Raw genomic sequence first — 12,907 nt, forward strand, 5'->3', positions numbered from 1 at the left:
CCTTTTTGTTGGTTAATTTGGTCGTATATTCGTAATGAGGTTTTCTTCATCGGTTATATAGAATTCTTCATGAGGACGATAATTCAATAGGTGTAGTTTTTCTAATTTATGATAACTTACTTTATGATAAGGGTCACCATGAATAATAGGTAGCTCGTTTGTTTGCTGGATGTACGCATCAACTGCACGTTGGACGTTATCAAAGTACTCAGCTAACTGTTGATCTTGTTCTTCAAATAATTGATATGTTTCGATTGACATGTAGTAGGTTCTGCTAGGTATACCATTTAAAACGGGAGCAAGTAATTCGTAATCAATGCTTAAGTCATCATTTATTAAAATACTTAAAGGAATTTCTTTTGGAAGAGCCATTCCATATTCATGGATGGCATGTTTTAGTTCTGCTAATGAAATATCTATGATTGGATAATGTCTTTTTTTCTTAGGTTCCTGTGCCTGTTTTTTTTTGAATAGATGCCACATAAATTCACTCCTTCCTCTTAATAATTTATATGTTCAGTATAACAAAAGAAGGCTTTGGATACACAAATGTGACAAATTTAGGTACAAATGGCTATTTTAGTACACAAATTTACATTTTGGTAGTATATTCTATTTATGTTTTTGAATAATTGAGATTATTCTTAAACAAAATTGAATAAAGGAGTGGATGAATATGGAGAAGGATTATGAAATTAATCCGGTAACTATAGCTATTATTGCAGAGAAATTGAATGGTATTTATGTTTCTAGAGTGTTAGAAATTAGTGAGGATGCTCCCTATTATATTAAGGGATCACCTTGTAAGTTAATTGATGCTGCTTGTAAATACTTTGGTAGTAGTTTGAAAGGAAGGCAGGAAGGAGCACGTACTGTTTGTGGAATTAAACATAAAGTACCAATATCGATTGATCCTTCAAGTGGTATGTACTTTTTCCCTACTTCTTCACCTCAGAATCCTTATTGCTCATGGATTTCACACACACATATTGACCGCATACGTAAAGCTCCAGATCGGGGGACAGAATTTATTTTTAAGAATGGTATGACTCTCATCTTAGAAGTTTCTTATGGCTCGATGATTAATCAACTACAACGAACAGCACAATTCCGCTACCTACTAGAAAAAAGAATAAACCCAACTCCACCACGACCAGACAAAAGAAAAGATGATGACTTTTTCGTCCTTACTTAATTCAGATTGATCAAGATAGTTGTTTATGTTTCTTGCGTATGAGTTTAATTACGAGACAACCGCCATGTTGATTTTTGCTTCAGTCAGTCGCTTTCCGCGGGCAAGTCTTTTCGATGGGTCGAGTAATCGCAGACCCAACGCTTCAACTTCCTCGGAAGCAAAGTGCGCTTCCTGCGGGATTTTCAGCTGTTGCTTTTCCCGCAGGAGTCGACTGTCCTACGCTACAATCAATCAGCATAACGTGAACAACTGTCATAAGCACAATAAAAATTCTGACCAGTAGACAATATATCACTTTTAACACCTATCCAGCGGAGCAATTGAAATGGGTGAGACTCCAGTGGGAACAGCAAATGTTTTCGATGGGATGAGTAATCGCAATCCCACAGGCTGAAGATCCACTCGGAAAGCGGTTTTTGCTTATCCGAGTTAGCTGAAGTCGTGCCCACGGAAAGCGATCCCATTTCAATTGTGGAGCGGGTAAGGAATCTATGTCACAGTTTCTCTCAATTTCGAATATTGAAAAGCAACAATATTTGCGAAAAGAGGATTAATTTAAAATGTAAACAATGAAGGAACTCATTTAATGATGGGTTCCTTCATTATTTAGTGAAACGGGGATAATTATTAGCTTGTTAGTGTATGGTTTGAAGGTGTATGGACGCTTTCCATCAACTCACGAATTATTTTTTCTACATTTTTTCGAATGGTAGGATTAAAGTAATTCCGCTTCTCTTCTCGTCCTTGGCAAAGGTATAAATAGGATGAGAAGGTATCCGTTTTTTCCAAAGCAATTACTTGTAACTTTTTCTGTACCATATATTTACGTAGTTGCTGTCTTTCTGCTACAGCTCTTTTTTCCATTCTTTGAAGCAATTCCAAATAAGGTTCTTTTATCTTAAATCCTTTTTCCTTTTCAATCTGTACTAAATCCTTTTGTATGACGACAATTGCCATGGATAAGAATAAAAACCGGGATCCTAATGCATATTCTGAATCATGTAAATAGCGCATCTTTGCCCTCCTTTATAGAACGTTTGTTCTTATTATAACCTAATTTAATTGAAATTCAAATGGATAGTTTAAAACTTTATTGGTAAAAAACGAAATAATAGGAAAAATCGGTGTTTTACATTAAGATAGAAAGTGTAAACTAAGTATAAGTAACTGTTTCAATAGAGGAGTCCGTCAACGATGATTTTATTTAATACAATAAATTTGAATATAAATTCTATGCAAGAATTAATTGAAGATAATCAATTCGATACACTTTTAAAACAGCTATTGAAAACGTATGAAAGTTTTGGGCCTTTACCTGGTTTACTTTTACCGTTCATTGAGGCATTTCTTCCTTTCCTTCCATTGGTAGTATTTGTTATAACGAATGCAGCAGCTTATGGTTTATTAGAAGGGTTTTTACTTTCTTGGGCTGGTGCAAGTGCTGGGGCAATAGCTGTATTCTTTATTGTCCGTAGGTTAGGCGATAAACGCTTTTTTGTTTGGATACGTCATAATAAACAAGTTAAACGTGTTACGCATTGGTTAGAACGTCACGGATTCGGTCCATTATTTTTATTGATGTGCTTTCCTTTTTCTCCGTCGGCTATTATTAATACAGTAGCTGCCTTGTCAAAAATCAGTATGTATCAATTTGTCCTAGCTGTGTTGTTAGGGAAAACAGTTATGATTTTTTCTATTGCTTATGTAGGCAGCAGTATCGCATCTTTTGCGCAAAATCCTGTTAAAGCCATTGTAGTAGGTATTAGTATTTCGTTATTTTGGTTACTTGGTAAATTTATTGAAAGATTCCTACATAGAAGAGGAAAAATGGGCGCTAAATAGGAATGAAAAAGGATTAAATTTCCTACCTCCTGGGTATAATAGTATAAGTAATACCTTGGAGGAATCCAGATGAAACGAAAAAAATGGAATCGTTGGATTGTGTTGCGAACAATTTTAATTGCAGTAATCTTTGCTATGTTTTTTCGTTCTTATTTATTTGCAAGTTATGTAGTAGATGGAAAATCAATGGAGCCAACATTGTATGATGGTAATTTAATTATGGTAAATCAAGTATTATATGATTTTTCAGATGTGTCCCGTTTTGATGTTATTGTGTTTCATGCAAATGATAAAGAAGATTATGTGAAACGGGTAATTGGAGAACCGGGAGATCAAATTAGAGTAAAAGATGATAAATTGTATATTAACGAAGAATATGTCGAAGAAGCTTATTTGCAGGCATTTCGTGATCGAGTAACAGGAACATTAACAAAAGATTTTACTTTAGAAGAAGTAACAGGTGAAAATCAGGTACCTGAAGGGAAACTATTTGTACTAGGCGATAATAGAGGGAATAGCTTGGATAGTCGTTATTTTGGTTTTATTGATCAAGAGACAGTTGTGGGAAAAGTTGATATTCGGTATTGGCCTGTTTCCCAAGTAGGATTTCATTTTACAGATTAGGTTAAAGTGTGGACACAAATAGGTGTCCACACTCTTTTTTTTGGGGCAGACATGTTAAAATAGATTTAGTCGATCCAATGATAGGAGAGAAGAAATTATGGGAATACGATTTCTATTAGGGAATGCAACAACTTCAAAGAGCAATCAATGCTTAGCTGAAATAAAAAACAAGTTAAAAAGTGACCCGATGGGCCCAGCAATTATATATTTAGTTCCAGATCAAATGACATTTCAACAAGAATATGCATTAATACAGGATGAAGCAGTTAGTGGAAGCATTCGTGCACAAGTTTTTAGTTTTTCTAGACTTGCTTGGCGTGTTCTCCAGGAAACTGGTGGTGCGACGAAGCAATTTATTAGTTCGATTGGTGTACAGATGATACTTCGGAAAATTATAGAAGAACGGACAACTGATTGGCAAATGTTTCAGAAGTCAATTGAGAAACAGGGTTTTATTGATCAAATGGAAACAATGATTACGGAGTTTAAACGCTATTGTATTACACCAGACATGCTATCTGTGCAAATAAGCGAAATGGATCGTTTTCACCATCTCGAACCAAATGAAATAGGACTTAAACAAAAATTAGAGGATTTACATTATATTTATGATAAGTTATCAAACGTATTATATGGAAAGTATATTGATAGTGAAGACCAATTAGCTTTATTGGCAGAGAAAATAGCAGAAACAACTTTTTTAGAAGATGCTGTTGTATATATAGACGGTTTTCATCGATTCACGCCACAAGAGCAATTGGTTTTAGAAGCAATTATGAAAAAAAGTGACGATGTAACAGTAACATTAACAATGGATCAGGCTACAGATGAAACAGTCTCCCAATTTGATTTATTTTCTCAAACAAAAGAGACATATCAAACATTAAATCAAATGGCAGATAATCTAGCACTCAGAAAAAAAGTTGAATTAGTCAAGCCAAAAGAAGGAGAAATAGCCCCTTATTTTGCTCATTTAGAAAAATATTTCGATAAACGTCCTGCTCCTGCTTATCATGCTGAAGTACCGATTCAAATAGCGCAAGCTGTACATCCGCGAGCAGAAGTAGAAGGAGCAGCACAAGAAATTCTTCGATTAGTCAGAGAAGAAGGTTATCGTTATCAAGATATGGTTGTATTAGTTCGAGAAACCGCGGTCTATCATGACTTGATTGCTACGATTTTTCAAGATTATCAGATTCCCGCATTTATTGATGAGAAACGAACGATGCTTCACCATCCATTGATTGAATTAATACGTTCTGCATTGGATGTTGTGAGTGGGAATTGGCGTTATGATGCGGTTTTTCGTTTGTTGAAGACGGGGTTAATTCCCGCCCAAGATCAAAAAGATCCCTTAGATGAGAATGCTGTTGATACATTAGAGAACTATGTGTTGGAATATGGCATACGTGGAAGAAAGCAATGGCTTGGCGAAAAGTCTTGGATTTTCCAGCGTTTTCGTGGGTTTGATCATGCGACACAAACAGATCAAGAAAGACAAATACAGCAACAAATTAACCACTATCGTAAACAAATTATCCAGACAATGAAACCATTAGATGATAGCTTAAGAGAAGCAAAGACGATTGAAGAAAGGGCTATCGTTTTGTTTGCATGGCTAGAATCATTAGATATTACCAAACAACTAGAAGAAATTCGCGATCAATTAGATGAAAACGGTCAGATTGAAGCAGCGCGTGAGCAAGGACAAGTATGGGATGCTGTTATGCAATTGCTTGATGAAATGGTCGAGATTACAGGGGATGAAAAGATTTCCTTACAGTTGTTCCAACAAAGTTTAGAAACGGGATTTGAAACGTTAAAGTTTTCCCATGTCCCACCTAGTATTGATCATGTCGTGATAGGGACGATTGATCGTTCACGGGTAAGTGGAATTAAGTCCGCCTTTTTACTTGGGGTCAATGAAGGTACGTGGCCGATGAAGCCAAGTATTGATGGAATGTTATCAGAAGAGGATCGGAATGCTTTAGAAGAGCATGGATTAAAATTAGCGGATGGAGAAAAGCAACAATTATTAGATGATTGGTTTTATGTTTATTTAGCTTTCACTGTAGCAACAGAGAGGCTATGGATCAGTTATCCACTTAGTGATGCGGAAGGAAAGGGCAAGATGCCATCTTCTTTGGTTAAACGAATAAACGACTTATTTCCTGCAAATTCTGAAAGTATTTTATTACCTGATCCAGAGGAAATGACCGATTCTGATCGATTTGTTGCAACACCAACAAAAACGAGATCAGCTTTAACAGCTCAATTGGCAAAGTATCAACGTGCTTATCCAATTGATCCAATTTGGTGGAGTGTGTTTAATTGGTTTGTTATAAACCATGATCAACATAGTAAAACAAATACGATTCTAAAAAGTTTATTTTATCAAAATAGCACAACGAATTTATCAAAAGAAACTGTTGAAGCATTATATCCAAAACAAATAAAAGCAAGTGTATCTCGGATGGAAATGTATCATCGGTGTTCTTACCAACACTTTGCTCAATATAGCTTAGGTTTGGAAGAAAGACGAACATATAAATTAGATGCACCTGATATCGGTCAATTATTTCATGAAGCACTCAAGCAAATCACCGATTGGATTCAAAAAGAAGGCCGTGGGTTTGTAGATGTTTATCAATCAGAAGCAGATCAATATGCACAGCGAGCTGTGAAGCAACTTGCTCCGATCTTACAACATCAAATTTTGCAAAGTTCGAATCGTTACGAATATATGAAAACAAAATTAGAGCGAATTATTTCACGAGTAACGTATGTCTTAAGTGAACAATCGAGAAAGAGTAACTTTTCTCCTATTGGATTGGAAATGGGCTTCGGATTACCAAAAAGTCAATTAGATCCCTTGCAATTAGACTTACCAAATGGACATGAGCTCGTTTTACGTGGAAGAATCGATCGCGTGGACCGCGCTAATATAAAAGATGCCCTTTATTTGCGAATCATTGATTATAAATCAAGTGCTCAAGGGCTGAATTTGGTAGAAGTGTATTATGGCTTATCCCTACAAATGCTTGCATATTTGGATGTTATTTTAGCGAATTCAGAAAAATGGTTAGGAATTCAAGCTACTCCAGCTGGGGTTTTGTATTTTCATGTTCATAATCCAATCATATCAGAAACAAAAGCATTAGATGAGCAATCACTTGAGGAAAAGTTATTCAAGAAGTTTAAGATGCAAGGCTTGTTAATCGAGGATGAAGAAGTGGTCCAACTGATGGACACAGATTTAGAAACAGGTATGAGTCCAGTTATTCCAGCAGGATTGAAAAAGGATGGAACGTTTAGAAGTGGTTCCCAAATTACATCCAATGAAAACTTTAGTCATCTACAAGGCTATGTTCGGCAATTAATGACTGAAGCGGGTGTTGATATAACAAATGGTGGTGTTCATTTAAATCCGTATCAACAAAAGCAACAAACAGCATGTAGCTTTTGCTCATTCCGCTCTGTTTGTCAATTCGATGCAACGTTACCAGAGAACAATTATAGAAGATTGCAAACGTATAAAGAAGAGGAAGTATTACAAAAAATCATCACAAAGGGGGAATTCTAATGCCACAATGGACGAAGGAACAAGAAGATGCCATTTACACACATGGTAGCGATACGCTAGTAGCAGCCGCGGCAGGATCAGGGAAAACAGCAGTTCTAGTAGAGCGTATTATTCAAAAATTGTTGAACCAGGATAAGCCTATTGATATAGATTCCCTACTAGTTGTGACGTTTACAAATGCTGCTGCACAAGAAATGCGAAATCGTGTTGCAGAAGCACTTGAGAAAGCATTAGAAGATAACCCTGAATCGTTCCATTTGAAAAAACAATTATCTTTACTACAACAAGCGTCGATTCAAACATTGCACTCTTTTTGTATGGATTTAATCCGTCGCAATTCTTATTTACTGGATATTGATCCAGGTTTTCGAATTGCTGATAGTGTCGAAGGGGATTTGATGCGTCAAGAGGTATTAGAAGATTTGTTTGAGGAGTGGTATGGCAAAGAGCCAGCTGAACAGGATGCATTTTTTGAAGTAATTGATCGTTTCTCTAGTGATCGTAGTGACTTAGAAGTAGAAGCGCTTGTCTTAAAATTGTATAATTTTGCAATGCAAAATCCTTGGCCAGAACAGTGGTTAGACAATCTTGCGGCAATGTACCAAGTTAGTCCAGATACAGATGAGAGTCAAATTAATTGGTTACAGATCTTAAAAAGAGATGTAAAAAGTCAGCTTTTTGCGATGCGTTCAGAGGCGGAGTCAGCTCTTGCGTTAACAAGAGAAAGTGATGGCCCTTACCATTATGCAGATGCAATTGATGCTGATTTGGCTATGATTCAAGAAGCGAGTACTCAATTGGAAATGGGCTGGGACATGGTCCAAGCAATATTTAAAAATTCAAAGTTCACCGCATTATCCCGTAAGAAAGCGGATTTTGATGAAGCTAAAAAGGAAAAAGTGAAAGAAATACGAGCTAAATATAAAAAACGCTGGAATGACCTTGCCACAGACTGGTTTTCGCGAGAACTTTCTAGTTATTTAACCGATATGCAGCACTTGTATCCAACGATGAAGCAACTCGTGATCCTTGTAAAGGAATTTAAACAAAATTATGTTATCTTAAAAAAAGAAAAGGCGCTCGTCGACTTTTCTGACTTAGAACATTATGCTCTAGCGATTTTATTAGCAGAGGAATCAACGGAAGTTGAAGCAAAACCGTCAGAAGTAGCCCATGCGCTACAAGCGAAATTCTCAGAAGTCTTAGTAGATGAATATCAAGATACGAACTTAGTACAAGAAACGTTATTAACATTAGTTACGCAAAAAGATCCTGGTAATATGTTTATGGTTGGGGATGTGAAACAAAGTATTTATCGTTTTCGTCATGCGGAGCCATCTTTGTTTATTAATAAGTACAACCAATTTGCTGCAAAGAGCCATCCAGCACACCGAATTGACTTAGCGCGAAATTTCAGGAGTAGAAAAGAAGTACTGTCAGCAACAAACTATATTTTCAGGCAGCTAATAGATGAAGAAGTTGGCGAGATCGCCTATGAAGATGATGCAGCTTTAATTTATGCAAACCTTATGTATGATGATATTGCTCTAATGGACGCAGATGCGGAAGTTGTAATTATTGATCGTGAAACACAAGAAGATCCAAACGAAGAACAAGCAGAGAGTTTAGAAGACTTAGAAAAAGCACAGATCGAAGCGCGTGCTTATGCAACACGGATTCAGGGATGGATTGGAAATAAAGACACACCACCAATGCAAGTAATTGATAAAGCAACAGGAGCGAAACGAAATATTGAATATCGTGATATCGTGATATTAATGCGGTCAATGACATGGGCATCTACCATAATGGAAGAACTTAAACAACAAGGGATTCCAGTTTATGCGGAGCTAGCAACGGGTTACTTAGAAGCAATTGAAATTAAGATTATGCTTAGTCTATTAAAAGTAATTGATAATCCAAAACAAGATATCCCTCTAGCTAGTGTATTGCGCTCTCCAATTGTTGGACTTAATGAAGAAGATCTTGCCCAAATTCGGTTATCTAAAAAACGAACAAGTTATTATGAAGCATTACAAACGTTTGTTAACCAGACAACTTCAGACGTGAAAAGAGCCCAAATTGAATTGTTTTTGACACAGTTAAAAGATTGGCGTTTGCAAGCACGTCAAGGTGCTTTAGCAGAATTGATTTGGCAGATTTATCGTGACACAGGTTATTATGATTTTGTTGGTGGCATACCTGGTGGACGACAAAGACAGGCTAACCTACGTGCCTTATATGATCGAGCACGCGGGTATGAAGCGACATCCTTCCGTGGGTTATTCCGATTTTTACGCTTTATTGATCGCATGGAAGAAAATGGAGATGATTTAGGTGCAGCACGTGCATTAGGTGAACAAGAAGACGTCGTACGCATTATGACGGTCCATAAAAGTAAGGGATTAGAGTTTCCAGTCGTTATTTTAGGGGCAATGGATAAGCAATTTAATCAACAAGATTTACGTCAGAAATACCTTTTGCACAAAGATCTAGGTTTTGGTAGTAAATATATTGATCCTGAAAAGAGAATCATGTATCCAACACTTGCTTATCATGCATTAAAACAGCAAATGCAGCGAGAGTTATGGGCTGAAGAAATGCGTGTTTTATATGTTGCATTAACACGTGCAAAAGAGAAACTTGTTATGATAGGAACGATAGCTTCTTTTGAGAAAAAACAAGCGAAGTGGCAAGAAATAACAGAACATAGCGAACTAGTTTTGCCAGCACATTATCGTTTGGAAACGAACACGTATCTTGATTGGGTAGCCTCAACATTAATCAGACACCAACAGGCTACGGTTTTACGTGATACTGAATTGAGTGAGAAAATTCCGCTTGTAATTCAAAACGATGAATCAAAGTGGAAAATACAAGTAGAGAATGCCGATGTTTACCGAACAATTGTAGAAAAGAAAGAAACGGCTTCAGTGGATTTGATTGATAAAATCAAGAATTGGCAAACGATTCCTACTACAGATGAAGATTTAGATGTGAAAGTGCGGGATCGTTTGAATTTCACTTATCCCCACAAACAAGCAGCAAGTTATCGTGCGAAACAGACGGTAACAGAAATTAAAAGACAACATGAAGTAAAAGATGATTATAGTGATACCAAGCTAGTTGAAACTTTCCAAACACCAATTATGAGACGACCAGCTTTTATGCAAAAAGAAAAAAAGTTGAGTGCAGCGGAAGTAGGAACAGCAATGCACACGGTAATGCAACATTTGCCATTTACAAAACAGTGGCAAGAAGCGGAACTTGCTGAAGAGGTACAAAAAATGGTCGTACGTGAAATCTTAACACAAGATCAAGCTGATGTTATTAATTTACCTGCTATTCTTAATTTTTTTCAAACGACTATTGGTAAGCAAGTAGTAGAGACGGAGACGTCAGCGATGCATCGTGAAGTGCCGTTTAGTTTGACTGTAGATGCAAGTGAGGTTTATCCTGATTGGAATAAGGAAGAAAAGGAACGTATATTCATTCAGGGTGTAATGGATTTATTAATACCTTTGGATGATGGTTGGATATTAATTGATTATAAAACAGATAAGATCCAAGGAGATGTAGATGAAAAGGTATTACTTGAACGCTATAAAGTTCAAATGAATTTATATGCACGTGCATTAGAAGAAATTTGGAAAAAGCCAGTCAAAGCAAAATATCTATACTTCTTCGATAAAGCAATAGTATTTGAAGTGACATAATTTTAAGCTGATGCGATAATAATGCATCAGCTTTTCTTTTTCAAATTAGCGGTAGATAGAAACTGCGACGTAACATTCTTTATATAAATTGCAATACAACAGAATTTATGCCCGCTCCTCAAGCGAAATGGGCTCCCTTTCCGCAGGCACGGCTTCAGCTAACTCGGAAGAAAAAACGCTTCCGAGTGGATCTTCAGCCCGTGGGATTGCGATTACTCATCCCATCGAAAACATTTGCTGTTCCTGCAGGAGTGTCGCCCATTTCACTTGATCCACTGGTTTTGTCTTTAAACATTTTATGAACTACAAATAAACACATTAATCATTCGTTTCTTGAAAATATTTCGACATGATTCTGTCTTACACTTAAAAATAAATCCACTAATCAGCGAAGGAAGCAAATGGTTGAGACTCCTGTGGGAATAGCACGAACCGAAGATCCTCTATAGAAGCGTTCTTTGCTTCTATAGATAGCTGAGGTTGTGCCCCATAGCCGTCAAGCTAAGGATAAACTATAGAAAAAACAAACATTACGCAACTAACTTCTAACATGAAGTTGAATTATTTTCCAATTAGATGTATGCGTAATAATAAGCCACTTTACTATTTTAAAAAAATGTATACCGTAAGCCTATACTGCTTGGAAGGTTTGTTCATACGTAAGATATAGAATGTCAAAAGGACTCTTATGTTGATAACGATGGTCTTTCCTTCCATGCCTGTAGACATTTTGATAGATATTCTTTATCAATGTAATAAAGGAATCGCTATGATACAACGCTTCTGGTTTAATTTGCATCATCTTTCCTTTTTCATCCCATGTCCAAAACGTCATATTGGCAGGGACACGTGAGATATAAAAGCCACCTGCACGATCTATTTTCTTCAAGTGTTCCCCAGAAAAGTAACCCAAATCGCGCAAGATAAGATCTCCTGGTTCAATTGTGTCTTCCAATTCCCGTGCTGCATGTTGGTCGCTTTTTGTTTGGTCATAAAGGAATGTATGCAGAAATTTCCCTTCAAATAGTTCATATTCTAATTGGATTTTGGCACCATCCGGGTGATCTGGATTATTTTTAGGTACACCAAAAGAAGTAGCGTCTAAAATACGTATACGAGAAAATAGACGATCTATATGCAAGGGAGACATAAAAAGATCTTGTTGTTGCGCTAATTGAAAGAAAATCCCCTTGAGAAAGGCTACACTTTTCTCATTGAAACGTTGATGTAAGGCTTGTTTAGAAATATCTGCGCCAGATAACCGCGTGATCGTTGCACATAACTTACTCAATCGTTCAGATCCAACCGTTTGTTGCATAAAGGCACAGATACTTAGAAAATCCTCTGGCTTTAATTTGTTTTGGCGTTGAACAAAACAAATTTCACGCGCCCATTGACGCACCTCAGAGACTGATAACACTTGATGAATGCCTTGAATAAATGGCTCCATTTCTTTCTTGAAATACATCGATATCCCCTCCAAATAACTACTTCTTATCCGTTAGGGTATCGTATTTTTTTGTTTTTTTAAATCGTACTGCTTAGCTTGACGGCTATGGGTTGTGCCCACGGAAAGCGAAACTATTTGCTGACGTAGCGAGTAAGACCAGATTGTTACGTCTTAGTTGATGGTTATTCGGCGATGATCTAGTTGGGTTTATCGTTTTGTTTAATAATTAATTGTTATGTAAAAGTGGGGTTCCCCACTTATTTTATGCGTTACCACTAACTACTTGATCTACGACATCTGGATCAATTGCATTTGTTGCGTTAAAGCCAGTGTTTGTATTGATAAAGTCTCCAGTGTTAAAAGCCCCAGAACCAGCAGCTGTTTTGGAGGCGCTCTTTGGTGCTAAATAAAAACTATCACCGAAATTAATTACACCACCAACTTCGTTAATTTTAATCGGTCCAACAATCGACGGCATTTTGACACACCTACTTTTT

Annotated in this window: 9 protein-coding genes; 5 read left to right on the plus strand and 4 right to left on the minus strand. The window is 36.7% G+C overall.

What is annotated here, in order from left to right; translation table 11 throughout:
• Nucleotides 1-12: 12 nt before the first annotated feature.
• Nucleotides 13-483 (minus strand): DUF3939 domain-containing protein, encoded by a 471-nt coding sequence (locus D2K62_RS12030; protein ID WP_112180108.1) that lies wholly within the window; start codon nt 481-483, stop codon nt 13-15.
• Between the two features lie 193 nt (nt 484-676).
• On the opposite strand from D2K62_RS12030, the gene D2K62_RS12035 reads away from it, so the two are divergent.
• Nucleotides 677-1,195, plus strand: a complete 519-nt coding sequence (locus D2K62_RS12035) for a competence protein ComK (protein WP_112180109.1) — start codon at nt 677-679, stop codon at nt 1,193-1,195.
• A 627-nt stretch (nt 1,196-1,822) separates the two neighbouring features.
• On the opposite strand, the gene D2K62_RS12040 is transcribed toward D2K62_RS12035, so the two are convergent.
• Complete coding sequence (locus tag D2K62_RS12040) at nt 1,823-2,209, minus strand: YhjD family protein (protein ID WP_112180110.1); 387 nt, start codon at nt 2,207-2,209, stop codon at nt 1,823-1,825.
• Between the two features lie 219 nt (nt 2,210-2,428).
• Here D2K62_RS12040 and D2K62_RS12045 point away from each other — a divergent pair, with 219 nt between their 5' ends.
• The 4 genes from D2K62_RS12045 (at nt 2,429) to addA (ending at nt 10,960) form a co-directional block, all read left to right on the plus strand.
• On the plus strand, nt 2,429-3,037 hold the full coding sequence (locus tag D2K62_RS12045) for a TVP38/TMEM64 family protein (protein ID WP_369974650.1): 609 nt from the start codon (nt 2,429-2,431) through the stop codon (nt 3,035-3,037).
• Nucleotides 3,038-3,106: 69 nt separating this feature from the next.
• Nucleotides 3,107-3,661 (plus strand): signal peptidase I, encoded by a 555-nt coding sequence (gene lepB / locus D2K62_RS12050; protein ID WP_112180112.1) that lies wholly within the window; start codon nt 3,107-3,109, stop codon nt 3,659-3,661.
• A 97-nt stretch (nt 3,662-3,758) separates the two neighbouring features.
• Nucleotides 3,759-7,244, plus strand: coding sequence for a helicase-exonuclease AddAB subunit AddB (gene addB / locus D2K62_RS12055; RefSeq protein WP_117161546.1), 3,486 nt, complete (start codon nt 3,759-3,761; stop codon nt 7,242-7,244).
• Entirely contained in the window at nt 7,244-10,960 is a 3,717-nt protein-coding gene (gene addA / locus D2K62_RS12060; RefSeq protein ID WP_117161547.1) for a helicase-exonuclease AddAB subunit AddA, read from the plus strand. The genes addB and addA overlap by 1 nt, the downstream gene beginning before the upstream one ends.
• A gap of 631 nt (nt 10,961-11,591) precedes the next feature.
• Here the strand turns inward: addA and D2K62_RS12065 are convergent.
• Together D2K62_RS12065 and D2K62_RS12070 are read right to left on the minus strand one after the other, a co-directional pair.
• Nucleotides 11,592-12,428: an IS4 family transposase gene (locus D2K62_RS12065; RefSeq protein WP_117161548.1), complete on the minus strand. Its 837-nt coding sequence runs from the start codon at nt 12,426-12,428 to the stop codon at nt 11,592-11,594.
• Nucleotides 12,429-12,672: 244 nt separating this feature from the next.
• Complete coding sequence (locus D2K62_RS12070; RefSeq protein ID WP_112180115.1) at nt 12,673-12,888, minus strand: spore germination protein; 216 nt, start codon at nt 12,886-12,888, stop codon at nt 12,673-12,675.
• Nucleotides 12,889-12,907: the final 19 nt, after the last annotated feature.

This window comes from Paraliobacillus sp. X-1268 (genome assembly GCF_003426095.1).
In the GTDB taxonomy this organism is placed as follows: Bacteria; Bacillota; Bacilli; order Bacillales; family Amphibacillaceae; genus Paraliobacillus_A; species Paraliobacillus_A zengyii.